The 23,550-nt window shown below is 67.6% G+C and carries 24 protein-coding genes; 15 read left to right on the plus strand and 9 right to left on the minus strand.

Going from position 1 to position 23,550, the window contains the following annotated elements:
* Positions 1-16: 16 nt before the first annotated feature.
* From ACTXG6_RS16525 to ACTXG6_RS16550, 6 genes are all read right to left on the minus strand, one after another.
* Complete coding sequence (locus ACTXG6_RS16525; protein ID WP_445188689.1) at positions 17-706, minus strand: hypothetical protein; 690 nt, start codon at positions 704-706, stop codon at positions 17-19.
* Positions 707-733: 27 nt separating this feature from the next.
* Entirely contained in the window at positions 734-1,012 is a 279-nt protein-coding gene (locus ACTXG6_RS16530) for a hypothetical protein (RefSeq protein WP_445188690.1), read from the minus strand.
* A complete protein-coding gene (locus ACTXG6_RS16535) occupies positions 1,009-1,224 on the minus strand; it encodes a hypothetical protein (protein ID WP_445188691.1) in 216 nt (71 codons plus the stop codon). The genes ACTXG6_RS16530 and ACTXG6_RS16535 overlap by 4 nt, the downstream gene beginning before the upstream one ends.
* A gap of 17 nt (positions 1,225-1,241) precedes the next feature.
* Positions 1,242-1,853 carry a hypothetical protein gene (locus ACTXG6_RS16540; RefSeq protein ID WP_445188692.1) on the minus strand — a complete coding sequence of 204 codons (612 nt, stop codon included), beginning with the start codon at positions 1,851-1,853 and terminating at the stop codon, positions 1,242-1,244.
* Between the two features lie 262 nt (positions 1,854-2,115).
* Positions 2,116-2,679, minus strand: a complete 564-nt coding sequence (locus tag ACTXG6_RS16545; RefSeq protein WP_445188693.1) for a DUF2889 domain-containing protein — start codon at positions 2,677-2,679, stop codon at positions 2,116-2,118.
* Complete coding sequence (locus tag ACTXG6_RS16550) at positions 2,680-3,552, minus strand: cyclase family protein (RefSeq protein ID WP_445188694.1); 873 nt, start codon at positions 3,550-3,552, stop codon at positions 2,680-2,682.
* 207 nt (positions 3,553-3,759) lie between these two features.
* Here ACTXG6_RS16550 and ACTXG6_RS16555 point away from each other — a divergent pair, with 207 nt between their 5' ends.
* The 5 genes from ACTXG6_RS16555 to ACTXG6_RS16575 are packed head-to-tail and all read left to right on the plus strand — an operon-like array spanning position 3,760 to position 7,493.
* On the plus strand, positions 3,760-4,584 hold the full coding sequence (locus tag ACTXG6_RS16555) for an IclR family transcriptional regulator (RefSeq protein ID WP_445188695.1): 825 nt from the start codon (positions 3,760-3,762) through the stop codon (positions 4,582-4,584).
* A 5-nt stretch (positions 4,585-4,589) separates the two neighbouring features.
* Positions 4,590-4,907 carry a hypothetical protein gene (locus ACTXG6_RS16560; RefSeq protein WP_445188696.1) on the plus strand — a complete coding sequence of 106 codons (318 nt, stop codon included), beginning with the start codon at positions 4,590-4,592 and terminating at the stop codon, positions 4,905-4,907.
* Positions 4,904-6,211 (plus strand): aromatic ring-hydroxylating oxygenase subunit alpha, encoded by a 1,308-nt coding sequence (locus ACTXG6_RS16565; RefSeq protein ID WP_445188697.1) that lies wholly within the window; start codon positions 4,904-4,906, stop codon positions 6,209-6,211. The genes ACTXG6_RS16560 and ACTXG6_RS16565 overlap by 4 nt, the downstream gene beginning before the upstream one ends.
* Positions 6,208-6,720 carry an aromatic-ring-hydroxylating dioxygenase subunit beta gene (locus ACTXG6_RS16570; RefSeq protein WP_445188698.1) on the plus strand — a complete coding sequence of 171 codons (513 nt, stop codon included), beginning with the start codon at positions 6,208-6,210 and terminating at the stop codon, positions 6,718-6,720. The genes ACTXG6_RS16565 and ACTXG6_RS16570 overlap by 4 nt, the downstream gene beginning before the upstream one ends.
* Positions 6,717-7,493, plus strand: a complete 777-nt coding sequence (locus tag ACTXG6_RS16575; RefSeq protein WP_445188699.1) for an SDR family oxidoreductase — start codon at positions 6,717-6,719, stop codon at positions 7,491-7,493. Before ACTXG6_RS16570 ends, ACTXG6_RS16575 begins: the two co-directional genes overlap by 4 nt.
* A gap of 17 nt (positions 7,494-7,510) precedes the next feature.
* Here the strand turns inward: ACTXG6_RS16575 and ACTXG6_RS16580 are convergent, their stop codons facing one another.
* From ACTXG6_RS16580 to ACTXG6_RS16590, 3 genes are all read right to left on the minus strand, one after another.
* The gene (locus ACTXG6_RS16580) at positions 7,511-7,930 is read right to left on the minus strand and encodes an SCP2 sterol-binding domain-containing protein (RefSeq protein ID WP_445188700.1); all 420 of its coding nucleotides are present in this window, start codon (positions 7,928-7,930) and stop codon (positions 7,511-7,513) included.
* 130 nt (positions 7,931-8,060) lie between these two features.
* Positions 8,061-10,361, minus strand: a complete 2,301-nt coding sequence (locus ACTXG6_RS16585; RefSeq protein WP_445188701.1) for an ATP-binding protein — start codon at positions 10,359-10,361, stop codon at positions 8,061-8,063.
* Positions 10,362-10,750: 389 nt separating this feature from the next.
* Complete coding sequence (locus ACTXG6_RS16590) at positions 10,751-11,494, minus strand: ABC transporter ATP-binding protein (RefSeq protein WP_445190027.1); 744 nt, start codon at positions 11,492-11,494, stop codon at positions 10,751-10,753.
* 664 nt (positions 11,495-12,158) lie between these two features.
* On the opposite strand from ACTXG6_RS16590, the gene ACTXG6_RS16595 reads away from it, so the two are divergent.
* The 10 genes from ACTXG6_RS16595 to ACTXG6_RS16640 all read left to right on the plus strand — a co-directional run bounded on the left by ACTXG6_RS16595 (position 12,159) and on the right by ACTXG6_RS16640 (position 23,543).
* Complete coding sequence (locus tag ACTXG6_RS16595) at positions 12,159-12,917, plus strand: MlaE family ABC transporter permease (RefSeq protein ID WP_445188702.1); 759 nt, start codon at positions 12,159-12,161, stop codon at positions 12,915-12,917.
* Between the two features lie 369 nt (positions 12,918-13,286).
* Positions 13,287-14,135: an ABC transporter permease gene (locus tag ACTXG6_RS16600; protein WP_445188703.1), complete on the plus strand. Its 849-nt coding sequence runs from the start codon at positions 13,287-13,289 to the stop codon at positions 14,133-14,135.
* Positions 14,136-14,231: 96 nt separating this feature from the next.
* On the plus strand, positions 14,232-15,470 hold the full coding sequence (locus ACTXG6_RS16605; protein WP_445188704.1) for an MlaD family protein: 1,239 nt from the start codon (positions 14,232-14,234) through the stop codon (positions 15,468-15,470).
* On the plus strand, positions 15,470-16,816 hold the full coding sequence (locus tag ACTXG6_RS16610; protein ID WP_445188705.1) for an MlaD family protein: 1,347 nt from the start codon (positions 15,470-15,472) through the stop codon (positions 16,814-16,816). Before ACTXG6_RS16605 ends, ACTXG6_RS16610 begins: the two co-directional genes overlap by 1 nt.
* Positions 16,816-18,120, plus strand: a complete 1,305-nt coding sequence (locus ACTXG6_RS16615; protein WP_445188706.1) for an MlaD family protein — start codon at positions 16,816-16,818, stop codon at positions 18,118-18,120. The genes ACTXG6_RS16610 and ACTXG6_RS16615 overlap by 1 nt, the downstream gene beginning before the upstream one ends.
* Positions 18,117-19,589: an MlaD family protein gene (locus tag ACTXG6_RS16620; RefSeq protein WP_445188707.1), complete on the plus strand. Its 1,473-nt coding sequence runs from the start codon at positions 18,117-18,119 to the stop codon at positions 19,587-19,589. Before ACTXG6_RS16615 ends, ACTXG6_RS16620 begins: the two co-directional genes overlap by 4 nt.
* An 8-nt stretch (positions 19,590-19,597) precedes the next feature.
* Complete coding sequence (locus ACTXG6_RS16625; RefSeq protein ID WP_445188708.1) at positions 19,598-20,866, plus strand: MlaD family protein; 1,269 nt, start codon at positions 19,598-19,600, stop codon at positions 20,864-20,866.
* Positions 20,863-22,158 (plus strand): MlaD family protein, encoded by a 1,296-nt coding sequence (locus ACTXG6_RS16630; protein ID WP_445188709.1) that lies wholly within the window; start codon positions 20,863-20,865, stop codon positions 22,156-22,158. Before ACTXG6_RS16625 ends, ACTXG6_RS16630 begins: the two co-directional genes overlap by 4 nt.
* Positions 22,159-22,170: 12 nt before the next feature.
* Positions 22,171-22,398 (plus strand): hypothetical protein, encoded by a 228-nt coding sequence (locus ACTXG6_RS16635; protein WP_445188710.1) that lies wholly within the window; start codon positions 22,171-22,173, stop codon positions 22,396-22,398.
* A gap of 407 nt (positions 22,399-22,805) precedes the next feature.
* Complete coding sequence (locus ACTXG6_RS16640; RefSeq protein WP_445188711.1) at positions 22,806-23,543, plus strand: hypothetical protein; 738 nt, start codon at positions 22,806-22,808, stop codon at positions 23,541-23,543.
* The last annotated feature ends 7 nt before the right edge of the window (positions 23,544-23,550 follow it).

The raw sequence follows: 23,550 nt of genomic DNA on the forward strand, positions 1-23,550 counted from the left end.
CGGATGGTGGGTAGGACTACGTCCACAGATCCCGGCGGACCGTGTGGAGGTAGGGCAGCAGGAACAGCGGGCCCAGGAACGGCACGTTCACCAGCAGCCAGAATCCGAGTGCTCCGAAGTCCGAAGAGCCGAACCGGAGCGGGAAGTTCAGCAGCATGTTGGAGAGATAGATCATCCAGCAGGCGAAATACATCCAGTAGGAGATCAGGGTCCACTGCAGACCCCACTGCTTCATGCGGAGGAAACCCCACGCCGCCGCCAGCTTGATGGGCATGGCCATCAGCACCATGCAGATCTGCACGCTCTTCTCGCCGGAATCCGCGACTCCGCCGACTGCCGTGGAGTTGTAGTTGTACATGTAGCCGCCGTCGACCAGGCGCCCGTAGTCGATCCAGAGACCGCTGCCCAGTGCGGTTCCGTGTGCCGGGAAGAGATCGAGACCCCAGGCGAAGAAGTTCACGGACGTGTCGATCAGGATGAACCCACCGACGAGAGTGATCGCCCACGGCCGGATGCTCGCACCGTGGCGCTCCGCCTTCCGCAGAAGCAAGATTCCCCACAGCACGAGAACCGCGCCGATCGGGCCCAGCACCCAGGTTCCGCAGATGATGCAGCCGATGATGTACAACCGGTCGCCCTTGGCTGCGAGCGCCGCCGCATCCACCGCCGCGGCGGTTCCCGGCGGTGCCGTACTGGTTTCCGACACGGTATCAGTCACGTTGGACCATCCCATTCATCGTATTCCGTACCGAATGAACAACCACGGCACCAGGAAGGCGCCCTCGACGACCAGCCAGGCGAAGAACAGCACGTCCATGCCGACGGTGACCCGCCTGAGCGTGCTGAAACGCCGCTCCCGTTCCTTCTCGGCCGTTACCTGCTCGTCGGTGAATGTGGACTCGAACGGGGTGAGGTTGGATACCAGCAGGTACCAGAAGGCCGCCAGAGCGAGCAGCGCAAGGAGGGTCAGCCCGAGACGCCAACCGGATTCCAACACGGCATCCAGATTCATCGGTTCGTCGCCTTCATGAGTTGTTCGATATTTCCGTCGGCGCCGATCTTGTCCCGGACCGAGGGCGGCACGTGGCCTCCGTCGCCGATACCGCTGCCGTAGCCGTACTCGTGAACCTGCACGATCTGGATGACGATGGATGTCGCAATCCAGCCGCCGAGGAAAACCACGAGCAGGGCGATGGCGAGTTTCTCGCGGGCGGCCTTGTCCATTCGAACCCCTGATCGCGTCATGCCGGTACCTGTCTGCTGGTTGGGATCGTCGAGAATTCGTGGTCCGCACCCGGTGGTCGGTTGATCGACCTGAGCGTGAGTACGGTCATCACGATCAGCCAGATGAAGAACGCGATCGCCGGCAGGAAGAAGGCGAACGCCCCGTTCCAGGCGAGCGGGCCGGTCTGGAAGAAGGCCAGGGCGCCGCCGGGGACGTACAGCAGCGCGGTCCACATGCACAGGTAGGCCGACCAGCGAGGATATGCCGGCGCCGGACCGTCGTCAGCGAATATCGCCAGGCCCAGTGCCACGTTCCAGACGCAGAAGACCGCGAACGGCATGATGGAGATGACGAACCCCAGATCGCTCAGGGTCTGGATGAGCTCAGGTGAACGATCCGGGCGGAACGCCGCGACCACCCAGATCAACATCGCAATGATGACGATTGCTGTCGCCGCCACTGCACAGCCGACCTGTGTCTGCGGGAGAACTCCGCGATCGCGCTCGGTACGTCGCGGCTGGGCGGCCACGACCGCGGCCCAGGGAATCCAGAACATCGTGCCGACCATCATGATGATCGCGCCGAATCGGATCCCGGTGCGCCGCTCGGCAAAGATGTCGGCGATCACCGCCGCGTTGTCGGACGGGGACAGCGGAGGCAGGAATCCCGCGAAACCAACCCAGCCGACGGCGAATGCAATCATCGATACCGGTGCGCCCCAGGCGCAGAGGAGCTGTACCCGACGGGTCATCCCGGCCTCCGAACGGCGCATCGACTGAGGTTCACAGTCTGCGGACCGCCACTCCTGGGAAAGCCGTTTTGTACCGCTGCGTGGAACTGAAAATGCTCAGAACCCGCGGAACTGACAATGCGCGCGGTTCGGTTCTCGCCTATTCGTCGTGCTGGCCGAGTGCGCGTCGCTGCACGGGGGATCCCTCAGCGAGTGCCAGGCAGGCGTTCATCAGACCGGGCTCCACCCGCAGCCCGGTCCGCGCCCAGGTGCCGTCCGCCCTGGTGGTCGGGGTGTTCGGCGTCTCGGCGCGCATCCGCAGGTAGATCGACAGCACGTTGGCGGCGGACAGCTCGAGCGCAAGGGTGAGGAAATGGCTGCAGCCCTGGGTGCCCCCGAGGCGCTCCAACACCTGGCGCCGGTAGCCGCGCTTGAGGGTGAGCCCGCGCAGCCGCCCGAGCGGGGCCAGCGTCAGCGCGCACTGGTCGTACGGCTGCTGGTCGGAGTGCCCGGTGACCTCGGTGATGACCAGGTCGGGCAGAGTGATGGTGGCTTCCAGACGCAGGTCGTGGATCAGCTCGACGTCGGTGGAGTCGGCCACCGAGGTGCTGGTGTCGCGCAGGGTGCTGACGATCCGCAGCTCGGTGTCGGAGACGGGCACCACGGCCAGGTACTTCTCGCGGCGGGCGGTGCGCTGGTCGAGACTCGCGCGCCCCTCGGCCATCTAGAGCACCGCCACCGGGGCCACCGGGCTGCCGACCGCCTGGTGGATCGGCAGCGGCGCGACGACGAGCAGGAAGTCGTGGCGGCGCTGCTCGGCCAGCGCCGCCGCCAGGGCGTCGAGCTCCAGTAGTTCGAGGAAGTAGACGCCGTTGTCCCGGATCAGCGCGATGTGCAGCGGTGCTCCGCAGGACGGGTCGGTCGACGGCGACACCTCGACGCCGATGGTGTCCGCGCCGACCAGCGCGAAGCCGCTGTCCAGGATCCACTGCACGCAGTCGCCGTCCAACCCCGGCCAGGCCTCGGTGCCGATCGACGGGTCCGCGCGCCAGCTCGCCGGCCAGCCGGTGCGCACCAGCAGTGCGTCGCCGGGGCGGGGCTGCTCGTCACGCAGCGCCGTGCGCAGCACGTCGACCCCGATCGGGGTGCCCGGTGCGAGGGCGGCGTGCCCGGGCGGGACCGCATCCACGAGCAGGCCCCGACAGACGAACGGGCCCGCTTTGTCGATGCCGCAGCGCTTGGCGCCCTGGCTGGTGACCTCGTCGCTGCTGAAGCCTCCGTACATGACCCCGTCCCGCCAGACGTGCGCGAGGGCGTCGAGGTGGGTGGCGCCGTGACAGGCCAGCAGGATGGAGTCGTCGGCGAAGCCGAAGCCAGGCCGCTCGGGCAAGCCGGCCGCGTAGTCACCGCCGTCGCGGCTCATGAAGTGCACCGGTGGCGTGCGCATCCCGGCGATCGGGGTGTTGCCGGCGCCGATCGGCTGGGCCAGTGGGATGACTGTGCCCTGGCTGGCGCTGGCCAGCCCGCGCCGCACCGCGGGCCGGTCGACCAGGTTGAGCGCACCGCGCTCGTCACCCGGCGCGAAGCGGTTCGGCACTGGACCTCCGCGAGGTTTCGACTGTTCCGGACGCTATCAATGCACCTGTTGACAGTCAACGTACCCGCAATACGGGTATGGGTGTGCGGGATACCCCGCTGTAACTCCGGTCACCCTTTGCCAAGCTCACTGACCACGCGGAACCGCACGGTCCGCGCCGGGCGAGGTCCCCCGCGATGCGGCGGTGGTGGGCCGGAGGAGGTGCGAATGAGCGCATCCGCAGCGCTGATGTCGAATGAGCAGCTGGCGCGGGTCGTCCCCCTGGGCTCCGGTCCCCGGCGATGCGGCGCGGACGACCGCGCCAGTTCGGACGTCTCCGGCAGCACCAGCGTGCAGAAGGCGCTGGCCGTGCTCGAGGCGTTCCGGGGGCCCGGCTCAGTGCTCGGCGTCACCGAGGTCGCCCGACGCGGGGAGCTGTCCAAGAGCACCGCGCACCGGATGCTCGCGCTGCTGGTCGAGCAGGGTTACGTGGAGCGGGAGGGCAGCCGGTACGCACTCGGCCCGAAGCTGTTCGAACTGGGCAATGCGGCCTCCTACGCCAGGGCCCGCTCCTTGCGCGCGACCGCGATGCCCTACATGGTCGAGCTGCTGCAGGCCACCCATGCGACGGTGCACCTGACCGTGCTGGTGCAGGACGACCTGCTGTTCCTGGAGAAGGTGTACGGCCACCAGGGTGCGCGGGGGGTGCCCGCGGTCGGCGCCCGGGTACCGGCCGGCGGTACCGCGCCCGGCGATGCGATCCGGGCCTTCGCGTCACCGGCCGGCGTCCTCGGCCCGGTCGAGGACCGCCAGTGCGGCGAAGCGGTGAGCCGCCACGAGGCGCACCGGCTGGCCCAGGTCAGGCAGCGCGGCTTCGCCGTCCAGGACGGCGGCCTCTCCTCGTCGATCTGCCTGGCCGCACCGGTGGTGGCCCGCACCACGCGCACCGCGATCGCGGCCCTGTCCGTCGTGCTGCGCAGGAACCAGCACCGCTCACCCAGCCTCGGGGTCGAGCTGCAGAGCTGTGCCGCGCGCATCGCCGAAGTGCTCTGAACCCGATGAGGATCGTCGAGCACCGCTCGCCCGGTACCCATCGACTGCTGCACATCGAGGCCGACGGGTGCGTGGTGAACGTGACGATCGACCTGCACGACCTGAGCGGACGCCGGTTCACCTCGGTCGAGGTGGTGCCCGCCGAGCCGGACGACGACGGGGCCGTCTGGTCGCTGACCGGCCCGGCCACGATCGTCGTCCGCCGCGTCGGACGCCAGGTCCTCGCCGGGGACACGGCCCACCGCACAGCGCACGGCACGGCGCACGAGACCGCGCACGGCACGACTACCGCCGACCCCCACCACAAACTGGAGCTGTCGTGACCCTGCACCGACCGTTCATCCTCGACGACCGCGACCGCGGTCTGTTCCGGGTCCACCGCCAGGCGTTCGTGTCCGACGAGGTGCTCCGCCTGGAACGTGAGCTGATCTTCGACCGGACCTGGCTCTACGTCGGCCACGAGTCGGAGATCCCGGAGCCGAACGATTTCCACACCCGCCGGGTCGGCGGCCGGTCGATGATCTTCGTCCGGGACCGCAAGGGACAACCGAGGGTGCTGCTGAACACCTGCCGGCACCGGGGCGCCGAGGTGTGCCGGGAGCGGACCGGCAAGAAGAAGATCTTCACCTGCTTCTACCACGGCTGGGCCTACGACAACGCGGGCTCCCTGGTCAGCGTACCCGGCGGCGACTCCTACGGCCCCGGCTTCGACCGGACCGAGCTGCCGCTGCACCAGCCGAGGTGCGCGTCCTACCGGGGCTTCGTGTTCGCCACCTTCAGCGACCGGACCCCCGAGCTCGAGGAGTACCTCGCCGACGCCCGGTACCTGCTCGACCTGATCGCGGACCAGTCCTCGGACGGCATGGAGATCGTCGCCGGCACCCACAACTACTCCATGCGCGCGAACTGGAAGCTGCTCATGGAGAACAGCTGCGACGGCTACCACGGGATGACCGTGCACCAGACGTACTTCGAGATGATGATGAACCTCGGGGTGACGCCGCCGATGCCCGGTGCGAAGGGCGGGCCCGGCCGGGGCGTCGACCTCGGCAACGGGCACGCGGTGGCGGAGAGCCCCGAGCTGGGCATGCCGATCATGAACGACGAGGTGCTCGAGGCCACCCGGGCGCGGCGTCGGGACATGGTCGAGCGGTTCGGCGAGGCGCACGCCACCCAGATGCTCAACACCACCCGCAACACCATCATCTTCCCCAGCCTGGCCATCATCGACCTGAACTTCGGCATCCAGATCCGCACCATGTACCCGGTCGCGCCGGACCGCACAGAGATCACCGGCTGGCAGCTGATGCCGCGCGACGTCGCCGACCCGGTCAAGCCGTACCGGATCGACAACGCGCTGACCTTCTGGGGACCGGCCGGGCTGGCCACCCCGGACGACGTCGAAGGCCTTGAGCAGTGTCAGAGCGGGTTCTCCGCGATCAACGAGGTGGGCTGGTCGGACATCTCGCGGGGCATGAACACCGAGGAGCCCACCGTCGTCGACGAGCTGCAGATGCGGACCTTCTGGCGGCAGTGGAACGCCCAGCTGACCGGCGGCCACGCGGTGCGCGAGGGCAGCCCGTACGACGCCTCCTACCGCGTCTCGAACGCGGGCGGTGCCCGATGAGCGCGCCGGACATGGTGACCGTGCCCGCCGATGTGCTGGCCCGCATCGAGGTGGAGGACTTCCTCTACCGGGAGGCGGCGCTGCTCGACGAGTGGCGGCTGGAGGAGTGGCTGGACCTGTTCACCCTGGACTGCGTCTACGAGGTGCCGGCGACCGACCTGCCGGACGGCGACCCGGCCCGCACGTTCGCGCTGATCCACGACGGCCGCCCGATGCTCGAGCAGCGGGTGATCCGGTTGAAGAAGCCCACCGCACACGCCGAGTTCCCGCACTCGCGCACCCGGCGGCTGCTGACCAATGTCCGGCTGCTCGGCAGCACCGAGGAGGAGGTCATGGTGGGCGCCAACTTCCAGGTGATCCGGGTCCGCCGCGGCGTGCAGGTGTCCTTCGTCGGCCGCTATGAGTACGTGTTGCGACGCACCGGCGGCGGGCTGCTCATCCGGCACCGCAAGGCAATCCTCGACCAGGACACCCTGGACGCGCAGGGCAAGATCAGCATTATCCTGTGAGGCCACTGACGATGGAACTGCCCGAACAGACCCGCCCGGACGGCGCCGTCGCGGTCGTCACCGGGGCCGCCGGCGGGCTCGGCGTGGCGATCACCAGTGCGCTGTTGGCCACCGGGCTGCCGGTCGTTGCGGTCGACCTCGACGCCGGCCGGCTGGCTGAGCTGTGCGCGGCATCGCCGGCCGGGCAGGTGTACCCGCTGGTCGCTGACGTGGCCGACCCCGCGGCGGTGCGGGCCGCGGTTGCCGAGCTGACTGGGTTCGGCAACCCGCTGGTGCTGGTCAACAACGCCGGGATCACGGACAAGTCCGCGTGGCTGACCGAGCTGCCGGACGAGCTGTGGGACGCCGAGCTGGCCATCAACGCGAGCGCCCCGTTCTACTGGACCCGGGCCTGCCTGCCCGCGATGCGCGAGCAACGCTGGGGCCGGATCGTCAACATCTCCTCGATCGCCGGCCGGATGGGCGACCTCGGCCACGCGGGGTACGCCGCCGCCAAGGCCGCCGTGCTCGGGCTGACCAGGGCGACCGCGCTGGAGGGGGCACGGCTGGGCATCACCGCCAATGCTGTGCTGCCCGGGATCATCCGGACGCCTGCCTACGACAGGATCCGCCCCGACGTGCGCGAGCGGGTGGAGCGGGCGACCGCGATGAAGCGCGCCGGGCGGCCCGAGGAGGTGGCCGCGATGGTGGCCTTCCTGGCGTCGGCCGGCGCGTCGTTCACCACCGGGCAGGACTTCGCGGTGGACGGCGGGCTGGGCCTGTTCGTCTTCTGAACGTCGCGGGCGGCGGATCAGCTCGCGGTGATGAGGTCGTCGCGACCGGCCTCCGCGAGCAGCGCCCGGTAGATGGTGGACAGCGGTTCGGTCAGCGGCAACAGCTTCATCGCCTTCGCCGTCGAGCCGCTCATGCGGACCTGCCGGCGGGCCATCGCGTTCGGGAAGTTCAGCTTGCCCAGCCAGAACAGGTGGGCGTCGTCGCTGTTCATCAGCATGTCCACATTCGGCGTGGTGGCCGAGTCGGCGGCGGCGTTGTAGAACACCTTCCGGTTCGGGAAGTCCACCACGATCACGCAGTCCGGGGCGGTGTGGCCGAGCCGTACCACCAGGCCGCTGTCCTTGAGCGCCGCCTCGGCCCCGAACTCCTCGACGAACAGCTCGAACATCTGCCCGATATACGCGCACACCTCGCCGGAATCGCGGAAAAAGGCCATGCTGTGCTCCTCCGCTCCGGCCGACCGCACCGGGCCGCTGCCTCGGATGTTAGGAGCGGTTCGCGCCCGCAATCGCCGGTGGTGTCGCGGGCTGGAACAGCAAGCGGGCCGATCTTGTCGCCGGCACGGGTCAGGACGTGCCGCGCTGCGCCGCCCACGCCGCGATCTGGGTGCGGCTGGTGAACCCGAGCTTCGTCATGATCTTCTCGACGTGGCCCTCGACGGTCCGCTGCGACACGGTGAGCTCGAGGGCGATGCGCCGGTTGGTCAGGCCCTTGGCCACCAGCGCGGCGACCTCCCGCTCGCGCGGGGTCAGCGGGCTCGGCTCGTCCGTCGGGTCCTCACCGAGCGCGAAGGGCAAGGCCTGACCGAGCGACATCCGGATGCCGCGCCGGAACGCCGCCTCGAACGCGCGGCCGTTCATCCGGGAGGCAAGCTGGTGCTCGTACTCCTCGCGGAACCGGCCGAAGTCGAGGATGGAGCTGACCGTCATGCGCATCGGCGACCACAGCCGCTCGGTGGCGCCCAGCAGCGTCGCGGCGCGTTCGTCGCGGCCCTCCGCCACCTCGATCCAGGCGAGCACCTCCATGGCCAGCGTGGTGCCCAGTTGGTCCTCCAGGCCGCACTTGAGCTGCAGTGCTGCCCGTTCGAGCTCGATGGCCCGTGCGGTGTCGCCGGCACGGAGCGCGGCCAGCCCGCAGCCCCAGAGGGAGAATCCGCGCAGGTGCATCTCGTGGCGGGGTTCGGTCAGTGCCATGCAGCGCGCGTGGCAGAGCTCGGCGAGGGCGTTGTCGCCCAGCGCCGCGGCCAGCGCGACCAGCATGACCAGGGTGTAGGCCTCACCGAGGTTGTCCTGCTCGCGCTGGAACACCTCGAGCGACTGTTCGAACAGGGCACGTGCCTCGGGCAGCTGCGCGTCGGACATCTCCAGCATGCCGCCGACCATCGCCACGTAGCCGAGCTCGACCCGGTCGTCCAGTTCCTCGGCGATCGAGCGGGCCTCGGAGATCATCGGCCGGCCGCCGGACGCGCCCTGCAACGCGGTCAGGTAGGCGTTCACCCGCAGTGCTCGACAGCGGTGCAGGGTCGGCTCGGTGCCCTGTTTGAGCGCGGCGTCCAGCCAGTGCCGGCCCTCGGTCTGCCACCCCCGGATCAGCCAGTAGTGCTCCAGGGCCGACGCCATCATCAGCGCCGCGTCGGCGCCCTCGGGGGAGCCCTGGGAGGTGGTGAAGGCGGCCAGCAGGTTGCGGTAGTCGTCGCGCAGGCGGGTGACGATGGCCGGTTGCTCGGCCCCCAGCCAGCAGGCGTAGGAGTGCTCGGTCAGCGCCAGGTACCAGTCCCGGTGCCGTAGGTGCAGCTCGACGAGCTCGCCGGCCTCGGTGAGCTTCTCCTGGCCGAACTCGCGCAGGATCTCGAGCATGCGGTAGCGGACCCGCCCGGCGGTGTCCTCGCGCAGCAGGATCGACTTGTCGACCAGTGAGGCGATAGCGTCGGTGGTCTGCCCGATCGACATGCCGGAGCCGGCGCAGATGGCGGTGGCCGCGTCCAGGTCGAACCCACCGGCGAAGACGGACAGCCTGGCCCACATGGTCCGCTCCGGCGGCGAGCACAGCTCATGGCTCCACTCGACGGAGGCGCGCAGTGTGCGGTGGTGGTGTGGCAGGTTCCGGGTTGCGCCGTCGGTGAGCGAGGAGTGGTCCTTGAGGCGGCGCAGGATGGAGTCCAGCGGCAGCGACCGGACCCGGACCGCGGCCAGTTCGATGGCAAGCGGGATCCCGTCCATCTCTTGGCAGATGCGCACGACGGCCGGTGCGTTCTCCCGGGTGAGCCGGAATGTCGGGCAGCCGGCGGTGGCCCGTTCGACGAACAGGTTCACCGAGTCGAATCCAGTCAGCGCGTCCGGTGCGGTCTCGCTGTCCGCGTCCGGGAACGACAGCGGTGGTACCGGCAGGATGAACTCGCCGGTGATGCCCAGCGGCTCCCTGCTGGTGGTCAGCACGTGGAGCTGCGCGCAACGGCGGAGCAGGTCGTGGATGAGCGCGCTGCACGCCTCGATCAGGTGCTCGCAGTTGTCCAGCACCAGCAGTACCTGCCGCCCGGCCAGGTGCTCGACCAGCGCCTCGGGCAGTGGCACGTCGGGCTTGTCGCGCAGGCCCATCACGTCGGCGACCGCGTGCGGGACGGCCTCGTGGCCGTGCGTGTTGGCCAGCTCGACCCACCAGACGCCGCCGTCGGGATAGCTCTTGGTGAGGTCGCTGGCGACGCGCAGGGCCAGCCGTGTTTTGCCGACGCCGCCCGCGCCGGTGAGGGTGACGAGCCGGCTGGAGGCGAGCAGGCGGCGGGCATCCGCCACCTCCTGGCGACGGCCGATGAAACTGGTGATGTCGGCAGGGAGGTTCGTGTCGAGGGTCCGCGTCGTCGGGGATGTCACGGGAACTCCCAAGGGCTGTTCGGTGTGTGCCGCAGCCGCACCGGCCTTGATTTGACTACATTCCGCTCATGTTGTCAACGACAGTATTGACATCGGCGTTACGTTGCTCGGCTCGTGTTGCTCACATGGTCATCCGACCACACTGGCCCGCTGGGTGAGCTCGGTCAGGTGGCCGGTGGACCGGATGCCGGCACCGCCCGGCGAATCCCGGGTCGGCCCAATCCATCGGCGATGGAGCCAGCTGAGTCCGGCCACAGCGGTCCTGAGCTCGTCGCCATGCGTCCGGGCTCGCGAGCCCAGCCGACGCGGACTCGAAGTCCACGTCGGCTGGTCGACAAACCCCGATGCGCTCGTCAGTTCAGGGAGCGAGTCTTCGGTACGGCGAGTGCTCAGTCCATGCCGAGTGGTCCGGCGGACTCGCCGGAGAGGAACTGGCGGACGAACGGGTCCTCGGAGGCGAACGCTTCCTCGGCCTCGCCGTAGTGCACGACCTTGCCCTTCCAGATCAGCCCGACGTAGTCGCTGACCTTGCGCGCGGTCCGGATGTCGTGCGTCACCAACAGATACGTGCCCTTGTGCTCGGCGTGCATATCCAGAATCAGGTCGTTCAACAGGCTCGTCCGCACCGGGTCCAGACCCGAGTCCGGCTCGTCGAAGAACACGATCGAGGGGTCCATCACCAACGCACGGGCGAACCCCGCGCGCTTGCGCATACCACCGGAGACCTCGTTGGGCAGCTTCGCCCACGACTTCTCCAACCCCACCTCGGTGAGCCGCTTCATCACGATCTCGCGGATCTCGTCCTCGGACTTGTCGGTGTGCTTGCGCAACGGGAACGCCGTGTTGTCATAGACGTTCAACGACCCGAACAACGCCCCGTCCTGGAACAGCACCCCCATCCGCGTCCGCAGCTCGTAGCGCTCCTTCTCGGAGATCTGCCACAGATCCCGACCGAAGATCAACACCTCGCCGTCGTCCGGCTCCAACAACCCCACCAGATGCTTGATCAACACACTCTTACCGGTACCCGAAGGACCCAGGATCGTGGTGATCGCATCGTCCTGGAACATCAGATCCAGACCCGACAGGATCGAGGCGCTACCGAAGGACTTGTGCAGGTTGCGCACCTCCATGCTGTGCGCCGGCACGTCGATCGTGCTCACCCGGCCGCCGGTTGCTGTGTTGGTGTCCAACTGTGCTCCAGGTGTATCAAGCCTCGGGGAACGGATCCTGTGCTGACGTGATCGCGCGGGTCGTGACAACGTCTTTGCCGGGTTTGGAACGGTACATCCGCCGGGCACGCCGCTCACCTCTCCGTGGGGGTGTTTGGTTCGGCCCTGGGGGATACACCGCGCCTAGCGGACCACTCTGACTCTCCGCTCCAGGGGGACCGGCTTCACTGTGCGCGGACGTGCCTCGCTGACCAGGTCCGACAGCGGTGGATCACGCGGTCAACCGACGTGCCGAGCAGATCCACCGAAGGCGGTCCGGTAGGACTTACCCCCAGCGGGGGAGCCATCTTCCCCCTCGGGGTGCTGTGTTGTGCGTCTCCCCTCCATACCGTGAGCGCCGTCACGGACAGGATGCGTCCGTCGACGCGGAGTAACCGAGCGGCGCTGTAGCTGATGTTTCGTGAACGGCGCCGGTACGTGCTGTCGAGGAAGGCGTGATTTCGTGTCGACCAGCGCTGGGCCTGTCTCGCAGGGGAGCGAGTACGCGATCCCGAGACGTGATCAGGATCTGTGGGACCGTTCGGCCGATGTGTTCGCTCGGGTCCCCGGGCCGCTGCGTCGGGTCTTGATCCAGATCGGCCAGCTGGGCCAACTGCTCGCGAAGGTCGTGTCGTCGGGCGTTCGTCAGCCGGTCGGCTACTGGGGCGACGTCATCGAGGAGATGTACTCGATGCTCCGGTACGCGTGGATGCCGTCGGTGGTCGCAATCGGCGGGTTCGTGCTGGTCATGTCGAACTACGCGTACGCCCTCGTCACATTGGTCGGTGCGCAGAGCCGGGTGAGTACCTACCTGGTGATGGCCATCGCGCGGGAGATCGCGCCGTTCTGTACGGGGATGGCCGTCGCCGGGGTACTGGGTACCGCCTTGACCGCGGACCTGGGAGCACGGCGGGTCCGTGAGGAGCTCGACGCGCTCGAGGTCCTCGGCATCAACGTGGTCCGCTCGATCGTCCTGCCGCGGGTCGTCTCGATCACGTTCCTGGCTCTCGGCCTGGTCATCGTCGGACTCCTGATCGGGCTGGGCGCCGGCCTGGTAGCGGCAAGTGTTCTGAACAACACCTCGGTCGGCACGTTCATGGCCAACTTCCTGGCGATCATGACGACCGCTGAGCTCGTCGGCGTTGTGGTCAAGACTCTGCTGACCGGCCTGTTCATCGGAATCGTCTGCGCCCAGAAAGGGCTGGCCACCAGCGGTGGGCCCGAGGGCGTCGGCAGGGCGGTGAACCAATCCGTGGTGATCTGCTTCATCGCGGTCTTCATCATCAACTTCTGCGTCAATGCAGTGACCCTCGGGCTGAGTCCCGAGATGATGGTGAATCGGTAGGGGATAGATGGACCCGGCGGGAAGCGCGGGGCAGTCGGAATTCCGGGCTGAGAGTTCCGGTGCCGCGCGACTGTCCCGATGAATTCCCGCTTAGGCGTGCTGATTATCAGGGCTTTTTCTAACTCGCCCTAGTGCCGGCGAGAACTGCAGGAATTACTCTGAGTAGCCGCGAAGAACGCGGTGCGCAAACGGGTGAGTGTTACAGATCTGCGTCACCTGATGCAGACATTGTCGTTTAATGAGACAGAGGCTCGAAGGCCTTGCTTGAGAAGCATCGGGTTCGGATTGCTGGCGACAGAAGATTGCCGAACCGCAGTGTCGTGTGCTTGATGTGCGTCCCGAGATGATGGCGAATCGGTAGGGGTTGGTATGTCGGAGACTGATGCTCGCGTTGATGAGTCGGGTGGTGTGGAGCCTGGTGTGGCGGGTCGTCCGGTCGATCCTGAGCGCCGTCAGTTGGTTCGCGACTTCGGCGGGGCGATGATTTTGACCGGTAAGGCCTTGGGGTTGGTGCCGTTCACGCTGCGGTATTACCTGTCCGAGGTCGTCCGGCAGGCCGGGATTCTGGTGCTGTCCAGTTCGGTGGTCATCTGGATCTTGATGATGACGCTGGCCGCGGAGGGTTCGCTCGAGGGGCATTACATCCTGCGGCAGCTGGGTGCGGCGGACTACACGTCGATCTTCACCTCGACCGGTGAGTACTCGGCGCATCCGTCGTTGTTCGGTTGGGCGTTGGCCGCCAAGGTCGGTTGCGGGTTGGTGGCTGAGCTGGGCTCGATGCGTATCAGTGACGAGATTGATGCCCTCGAGGTGATGGGGATCAACTCGGTGGCGTACCTGGTCACGACCCGGATTCTGGCGATCTTGTTTGTGATGCCGTTCTGGTTGTTCGTGGCCTTCGGGCTGATGTTCCTGACCAGTCATATCTTCAGTGTGTACTTCTTTCACAGCGTATCGCCGGGTGGCTATGAGACGGTGTTCTGGACGTTCATGACGAAGCCGGACTTTTTCTCGGCGATCGGTTGCGCGATGTTGATCGGTGTCGGGATCATTTTTGTCGGGTGTTACTACGGGTTCACCGCGAGTGGTGGTCCGGTGGGTGTTGGTAACAACACCGCTAAGTCCATGGTGGTGAATCTGATCATTATCGGGATCATCGGTGTGATTGCTCAGCAGTTGTTCTTCAGTCATCTTCCTCGAGCTCCCATCGCAAACTGAGAATATCGCTCATCGAGAAGCGCGCCCGAATTGTCCGGACAAGGTGTCCGGCTACTCGGTGGCGGGCCAGCTGACTATCTGGGAATGGTCTGAATGATGAAACAACGTCGTTCTCTCGGCACGCTAGCCGCGGTAGTCGCGGTTGTCGGGCTCGGACTCTTTGCGGTGGTGACGCTGAACAGCGGCTATCACGTGAAGCTGGTGATTCCGTCGGCGGCGCAGCTGGTGGAAGGCTCGCCGGTCTGGGTGAACGGTCTACCCGCCGGCTCTGTCGAGGACATTTCCGTTCAAGATGGGAAAGCCGTCGTCGACGCGAGCATCGACAAGAGGTTCGCCCCGCTGCGAGAGGGCACGACCTCGTGGGTTGAATGGTATTCGGCGGTCGGCGAGCGCGTGATGTACCTGACGCCTGGCCCGGCGCAGAACGCGGCCATCCTCAGCGGTGATCTGTACGCACCGAAGGCGACCAAGCAGGCGGAGGTCGACCAGGTTCTCGCCGCGCTCGACCCGCCCACCCGCGTCAAACTCGACTCGCTGGTCAATGACCTGAGTGGGACCGTGGCGGGCCGGGAGGACCAACTGCGGGCGACACTGGATACTGCGGGCCCGGCAATAAATGCGCTCGGCGGGGTGCTCCAGGGACTGGGCCGGGACGGGCAGTCGATCAAGGATCTGGTATCCCAGCTGAATCAGGTCACGCAGATCGCGACCGAGCATCAGAGCGACATCGCCGCGTCCGTGCAGAACCTCACCACCCTGTCCGGTCCGGTGGCGGCTCAGCAGGCAAAGATCACCGAGGCCCTCAAGGAGCTCCCTCCGACGCTGCAGGTCGCGCAGGACACTCTCGGGGACGTGCCGAGCGCTGTGGACGCGACGGACCCGTTGTTGAAAGATCTCGAGCCGGCGGCCAGGCGACTGCCCTCGTTCTCGCGCAACCTGAACGGGGTCCTGGACAATCTGCGGCCCGCGATGGCTGACCTGCGTCCGACCCTGCACTCGCTGGACGACCTGCTCGGCAAGACCCCGGACCTGCTCGACCGGACGCATGATGTGCTGCCGCCGATCGCCCAGATCGCGCAGCGCTACTCGCCGGCCGTCGCGTTCCTGCGGCCGTACACCCCGGAGCTCGTCGGGTGGCTGCAGAACTTCGGGCAGGGCTTCTCGGGCTACGACGCACAGGGGCACTTCTGGGCGGCGACGCTGGCCGAGGCCGGTGCCAACTCGCTCGACGAGTACCCGGTCAACCCGCCCACGAGCAATCCGTCCAAGACACCTCAGCCAGGTGCGGCTGTCGGTCAGCCGTGGACCGACGCATCTGGAAGCAAGGAGAACTGATGATGAGGTGGCGCGCGTACATGTGCCTCGCCGCAGTCGTCGCGGCGCCGATTTCCGGGTGCTCATCCTCGAGTGAGGAGAACGCCAACACGATCACCGCGGTCTTCGCCGACGCGATGCCGATCGTCGCGGGCAACTACGTGCGTTTCTCCGGGGTCCAAGTCGGCGAGGTGGACGCGGTCAACCTGGTCGACGGCAAGGCACAGGTCGTGATCAAGCTCAAGGACCGGATCCCGCTGCACCGGGACGCGACGGCGAGCATCACGGCCAACAACCTGCTCGGCGAGAAGTACGTCGAGATCGACAACGGCGACGCCAGCGCACCGTTGATGCAAGAGCCCTACGTCATCCCGCTGGCTCAGACACGGACCCGCGTCGATGTCGCCGACGTGGTGAACTCGGTCGACGACCCGACGGGCAAGGCACTCGGGCTGATGCTCAGCTCCCTCGGCGAGGGTGTCGACGGCCACGGCAAGGAGGCGGCGGCCGCGATCGAACGGCTCGCGCCGTCGATGCAGCAGGTCCAGGGACTGTCGAAGGTGCTCAACGAGCACAACCAGCTGTTGGACAACCTCATCGACCACCTGCAGCCGGTAGCCGGTGCGCTCGAGGGGAACCAGGGCGCCGAGCTGGACAGGTTGGTGGACACGACCACGACCACGCTGGCCGCGGTGGCGAACCAGCGGGAGGCGACCGCGCAGACTCTGCGTGAGCTGCCCGGGACCCTGGTGCAGGCGCGGGAACGGTTGGCGCAGCTCGCCGGCGTGGCCGACCCGGCGACCGACACCCTCCGCGAGCTGCGGCCGGTGACCGACCAGGTCCGCGACATCAGCTCCGAGCTGCGGAAGTTCTCCGACGCGGCGGACCCGGCGTTGGGTTCATTGCCGCCGGTCCTCGACCGGGGCGCGGAGATGCTGAAGGAGGCCGCTCCGGTGGCGAGCGACCTCCGGGACGGCGGCGGCGGGCTGCGCGGCGTGGCGAGCGCGGCCAACGAGCTGAGCCCCAACGTGCTGGGCGACAACCTCACCCAGCTGATGGAGTTCATGAAGGGCTGGTCGCTGGCGACGTCCGACTACGACGCTGTCAGCCACTACTTCAAAGCCATCGTCCCGGAGTCCCCTCAGTCCCTGGGCCAGGGACTCATGGGCCCGGTCGGTCCGCTGCACGGAGCGAACCCCCTCGGGGGCCTACCGGTGCCCGCGCCTCCGCGCCCGGATCTACCCGGTCGCCACGGCGGCGACACCAGCGCAGGCAAGGACGCTCCCCGCGGTCCGAGCGGCAGCGCAACTGGGCTCTCCCAGGCGCAAGAAGGCGCCATGGTGGGCCAGATGCTCGGAGGGAAGTAATGGCTAAGCCCGATGCCCGTAAAGACGTACGGTCAGGCCTCGCGGGAGTCCTGGTCCTGGCCGTAGTCGCGGTGGCGATGCTGGTGACCGCGCAGGCTCAGTCCGGCCACTTCCTGCCGGTGAGAACCGTGAAGATGGCCTTCCACGACGTGCATACGCTGCAGGTCAACGACGATCTGCGCGTCTACAGCAGCCGCATCGGGCGGGTCTCGTCGATCGACTACATCGACGGCGAAGCCATCGTCACCGGTGAGCTGATCAGTGGGACGCCGGCCATCTACCGGAACGCCAGCGCGGAGGTGCTGAGCGTCTCCCCGCTGGCCCTGAAGTACGTGAACCTGGACCCGGGGACCCCGGACGCCGGCCCGCTGCCCGACGGCGAGCCCGTCCCGGCGAAACAGGACATCGACTCGTCGGACCTGCAGGATGTGCTCGAGGTCCTGGATCCGGTCACCCGCGCCGCGGCGACCAGCACCGTCCGCCAGGTCGGTCTGGGCCTGGCGGGCCACGGCCAGGATCTGAACGGGTTCGTCGGCAGCGCCCCGGCATTGCTGCAGGACCTGGCCCTGACGTCGAACACACTCGCGTCCAAGGACTTCGACCTGCCCGGCCTGATGGACAGTGTGGACCAGTTGTCGAGTCGCCTCGACGACCGGCAGGCGCAGCTGCGTTCCCTGATGGACACGGCCGGCACCACGATGGCCGCCCTCGGTGTGGACCAGGGCAAGCCACTGGAGGACACCCTGCGGACGGCCCCACCGACGCTGCGGGAGCTGAGGGGCGCGCTGGTCTCGCTCCGGTCGCCGCTGGCAGACCTGCGGACCACGATGGAGACGATCAGGCCCGGCGCCGGCGACCTCGGCCAGACGGTTCCGGATCTGCGCGGCACGTTCCGGGAGAGCGTCCCGGTGCTGGGCAAGGTTCCCGACGTCGCGGACCAGGCGAAGCCGGCAGTGGAGGACCTGACCGACACCTTCTCCGACCTGCGCCCCCTCGCTCCCAAGGTCGCGGACCTGCTGAACCACCTGGAGACACCGCTGGACGCCCTGGCGCCCTACGGCCCGGACATCGGCCAGTTCTTTTTCCGCGGCCACAGCTTCGTGTCGGAGGGACCGGCGCCGAACATCCGGTACGCGCGACTGGACGTGGTACTCGCGGCGCAGGAAGGCACCGGCGGTGTCTTCAAGTCCATGCCGTACCCCCGCGACGAGTACCCGAAGCCCGGTCAGGCCGACAAGGACCAGTCGCACAACGTGGTGCCGGCCGGCATCCTGCCCGCCTTGGGCTCCGGAGGTGGACGATGAACAGGCTCAAGAAGGTTTCCCGCGGGGTCCGGAGACGGGCGCGGGGCGCTTCGCCACTCAAGGTCGGGCTGATCGCCCTGATCGGGGTGCTCCTGTTCGGTGTGGTGGTCTTCGAGAAGGACTTCCTCATCACGAACCTGAGCTTCGGCAACACGATCAAGGCCGAGTTCCCGCACGGCTACAAGCTGCAGTCGTACCAGAGCAAGGTCAAGATCGCGGACGTCGTGGTCGGCACGGTGACCTCCTCGGAACCGACAGACCGCGACACGGCCATGGTCTCCATGAAGCTGGACAGCGGAACCCTCGACAAGCTGGGCGAGGCCCCGGCTGCGGCGATCACCGCGACGACGCTGCTCGGTGGCACCTACTACGTCGAGCTGATCCCCGGCGGCACCGGTCGTTTCAACGACACGCTCATCCCGCTGGACCGGTCGAAGACCCCGGTCGAGCTGGGCGACGTGTTGACGGCCTTCACCCCCGATGCCCTGAAGGCGGTTCCGGGCACCATCGGCCAGTTCGACGCGACACTGAAGCAGGGCGGTAGCGCCGCCATCAGGGACCTGTTGGCGGACGCCCCTTCGACGCTGGCGCCGGCCGGTGAGGTGCTCGCCGCATTCCGCGGTACGCGGCCGGACAACGACCTCACCGAGGTGGTGTCGGGCCTGCGGAACACCGCGGCGGGCATGCTCAAGAACGAGGGCCAGCTGGGCTACCTGTTCCAGGACCTGCGACGGAGCACCGGGGCGCTCGCCGCCGGGAGCCGCCCGTTCGCGGACTCCGTGCGGACCTCACCCGAGACGCTCCGGGCCACCCGCGCCGGGCTGAGCGACCTTCGGGGGACCCTGCACCGACTGACCACGACGTCGGACTCGCTGCGGCCGACGGCGCGCCAACTCGGCTCGCTGCTGGACAAGGCCGACCCGGTGCTCGACCGGGCCCGGCCGGTGGTGAGCGACCTCCGCGACGTGCTGGAGGACGCGCGACCGATGGTGGACCAGCTCAACCCGACCGCCGACAGCGCGACGGACGTGCTGGACAACATCCAGGGGCCGGTGCTCGACCGGGTCAAGGGCCCGATCGCTGACATGGTGCTCAACTCCTGGCAGGGCACCGGTGTCTACAAGGGCGGCGGCAGCCCCAACAAGTTCTACGAGGAGCTCGGCTACCTCGGCGTGAACGGCGCGCTCGCCTGGCAGACCCACGACGGGAACGGTGCGCAGGGGCGACTGGCCGCCGGCGGCGGTGCCCAGTCCGTGGGCGGTGCCGCGTTCCCGAAGACGCTGGAGGAGTACCTCGAGGCACTGGGCCTCGGTGGGCCGCCGGGGCCGCAGGCGGACCGCCCGGGTGCGAAGCCGGGCCCGTTGCCCTCCGGGATCAGCAACTCGAAGCCGCTGCCCGTGGTGCCGACCAACCCGCTGCCGCTGGAGGGGAACGCCTCCAACTCCCTACCCCTAGGACTTCCGCGATGAACACGTCCATGAGAAAGACCTGGGAGCGGATCCGAACTGTTCCCGGCCTTGGCCGCGACGTACTGGCGGTGACCGTGCTGATCGTCGGGGCCATGGTGTCGCTGGGCGTCATGTACCCGAAGATGACCACGGCGTTCCCCTGGCAGAACCGGCAGCACGTTCACGTGGAGTTCGCCCGGGTCCCGGGGGTGAACCCGGACAGCTCGCAGAAGGTCACGATGGCCGGTGTGATCGTCGGCCAGATCTCCGGCTGGGAGGTCAGCGACCACGGCACCGCAATTCTCGATCTCAACATCGACGGCACGAAAAAGGTCTACCAGAACGCGCGGGCCATCCTGCGGCCCAAGAACGTGCTCAACGACATGACCGTCGAGATCAACCCGGGTGGGCCGCCGGCGGCGCCGCTGGCCGAGGACGGCCTGATCCCGGAGACCCAGACCGACCGCCCCATCCAGGTCGACGAGATTCTCGACAACCTGGATGTCAAGACGCAGGCGGCGGTCACCAGCCTTCTGGTGCAGTCCGACGCGGCTCTGGTCCGTGCGCCCGACCAGCTGCCGGGCGGGCTGCGAGCCACCCAGGCGACGCTGGACAGCATCCGGCCGGTGATGCAGTCCCTCGACACCAGGCGGCAGAAGATCGCCACCCTGGTGACGAGCCTGGCCAGGATCTCGCAAGCTCTGGGGAGGAACGACGTGCGCGTCGCTCAGCTCATCGACTCCACCCAACAGACGTTGTCGGTTCTGGGCGACAACGACAACGACCTGCGGGACAGCCTCGACCAGCTGCCGGGGCTCAACGACTCGCTCCGCTCCGCGATGGACAAGGTCCAGCCGCTCACGACACAGGTCAACGCCACGGTCGACAATCTCGGCAACGCCTCCAAGGAACTACCGAAGTCGCTCGACCGGTTCGAGGACACCGTCGACGACCTCGACAGGACGGTGAAGTCCGCGAAGCCGTTCGTTGCGGAGGCCAAGCCCGTGATCGCGGACCTCCGCCCCTTCGTCGACGACGCGGAGCCGGCGTTCGACGACCTCGTCCCGGTGAGCAGGAGCCTGACCAAGGACAGCCAGACCCTGGTGACCTACATGAGCAACATCCAGGCGTTCGTCTACAACACGAGGTCGGTGTTCGGAGCCGGCGACGGCCCCCAGAAGGACATCATCCGAGGCCACTTCGTGTGCCGGGTGCCCGACTGCGCGGGCGTACTCCCAGGAAATGCCGGCGGGTTCGCCCCCGGCCCTCGGGACGGGACCAAGGGGATCAACCGATGAAGAGCCTCCCTGCCGGCCGGCTCAAGGCGCTGTCGATCGTGCTGTGCTTCTTCGTCCTCTGCGCCGGGATCTTCCTCTGGTTCCTCCAGGGCACCGCGACCCGCGTGCCGCTCCTGGAGAGCAAGGGGTACGTCTCGATCGTCAAGATCCGCGATGTCGACAACCTCGTACCCGCGAGCAAGATCCGCATGGCGGGTGTGGTCATCGGCGAGGTGCGCACCGTGAAGCAGCTCTCGGACGGCGTCCTGGTCGACTTCGCCATCGATCTCAAGGGCGTTGCCCCGCTGCACCAGGGTGTGAAGGTCACCGTCGGCAACAAGTCGCTGATCGGTGACACCTACCTGGACGTTGTCGACGGCACCGGTCCGGCATACCCGGACGGGGCCACGCTCCCGGACAGCGCGGCAGTGCTGAGCACCCAGCTGGACGACGTCATCCGGGACCTGAACCCCCCGACGCGGGTGGCGCTGGGCAGCATGATCAGGTCCGTCGGCGCGGCGACACAGGGCACCCAGGCCAACGTCAACCTGACCGCCACCGGCCTGGGCGGCCTCGGCGGACAGGGGCGCACCGCACTCGACGCGCTCGTGGCCCAAACCAGCGACCTGCGCGCGCTGGGTAGGAACACCGAGACGCTGATGAGGGCACTGGACACGCAGCAGGGGCAGATCGCCACACTCGTGTCCAACGCGCAGCAGATCACCAACGCCGTCGCCGGTCAGCACGAGTCGCTGGAGAGCAGCATGCGGTTGCTCCCCTCGGTCCTGCGGACGGCCCAGACGGCGTCGGGGAAGCTCTCCGAGCTGTCGGGCAATCTCGCCCCCGTCGCGGCGGGTCTGCGGGAGGCTTCCCCTGAGCTGAACACCGCCATGGTGAGGCTCAGGCCCACGACGAAGGACCTGCGTGACCTGCTTCCGGCGCTGTCCGGGACGTTGGACCGCCTGCCCGACACCTTGGACAAGATCGACACCCTGAGATCCGACGTCGGGGACATCGCCCCGGATGCCGTCGACATCCTCCGCGACGCCGATCCCATGGCACGGTACGCGGAGCCCTACGGGCCGGACCTGGCCGCGTTCTTCGCCAACTTCAACGCGGTGTTCAAGGGCAAGGACGAGGCGGGCATCCACTACGCCCGGCTGATGGTCCACATCAACGAGGCATCGTTGCAGTCGCCGCTCAAGACGTCGCTCGGCGCGGTGTACTACAACCCGATTCCCAAGGCGGGAGCCGGCTCGTTGCCCGGGCCGTTCAAGGGCCCGTACCCGCACGTGGAGCGAGACGGCAACTAGGAGCCGGTCCGAATGATTTCCTCGGGATTCACTGCGCTGATTTTCGCGGCAATCCTGTCCGCGATCGGTGTATGGGGCCGGCGTAACGCCGACAAGCTGGTCCTCTCCACCTTGTCACCCAGAGCCCAGAAAGCTAAAGAGCAGTCCATGCGGCGGGGGGCCATCGGTTGTCAATGTGGCGCCGCGGTGTTCTTCGGATTGGCGGTCATGGAGTTCGTCATCGCGTTCACGCACAGGTGAGGGGGCCGGCGGGGCGACGCGTGCGGCCGTTCGGGAGGGAGGCCCGAGGGCAGGCGCGGCGGCGAACGAAGATCGAGCGAGGCGCCGTGGTCGGTGGGCGCGGTACGGGCCGTTCTCGACCGAGATGATCCGCACAGAAGCATTGCGTCGCAGTTCAGCCGATGTTACATTTATTCATCGCTTGATGTGAGACTGTCACTAACCGTGGGGATCGCGTCACCTGGGACCACTCGCCGGCACGGCCGTGCCGGGGTATGCGGCACCGGCTCGGGTCGATCTTCCGGGAGTGCCGCGCTCACCGGGTCGCACGACGCAGGGATGACCGGCAGCCGCCGGTTTTCGGTTGATCGACAGGGAAAGTCCGCGCTACCGGAGGAGAGCGACCGACAATGGATCAGAAGACTAGCTTGAGATTCCAGCTCATAGCTACCTTGTGTGGCCCCGCTTTTCTGGTCACCTTTGTATTGTTTTGGGGCGTCCTCGGGCACAACATCCCGAACCCCTCGCCGGCGCTCAGTGCCGACGATCTGGCCGCCCGGTACGCCAACAACACCGGTCAGATTCGCCTCGGATTCATCATCTCGCTGATCACCGTGGTGCTCTACATGCCGTGGAGTTCCTATATCAGCGCCCGGATGGCCAAGATCGAGGGCTCGTACCCCGTTCTCGCCAACCTGCAGCTGCTTGGCGGGGGCCTCACAGTCATGGTTGTGTCCTTCAGCGCGACCTTCTGGGCGGTGGCCGCCTTCCGTCCCGAGCGTGACCCGGCACTGATCCAACTACTGACCGACACCGGCTGGTTGGTCATCGACCTGTGCTACGCATGCACGACCCTCCAGATGATCGCGCTCGCGCTCGCCGTGCTGTCCGACCGCAAGAACAAGGCGAATCCGCTGATGCCCAACTGGGTCTGCTACCTGACCATCTTCTGCGCGGTCAGCTTCTTCCCGGCGAGCCTGACCGGTGTCCTCAAGACCGGCCCGTTCGCCTGGAGCGGCGTCATGAGCTACTACTTCCCGTACTTCTGCTGGCTGTGCTGGGAGATCACCGCGAGCACCTTCCTCATCCGCGACGTCCGCCGTCGCATGGCAGAGGCCGAGAGCTCCCCGGTCGAGCCGGAGCAGCTGACGGCGTCACTTGCCTGATCGCTGA

This window comes from Pseudonocardia sp. Cha107L01, from assembly GCF_052566575.1.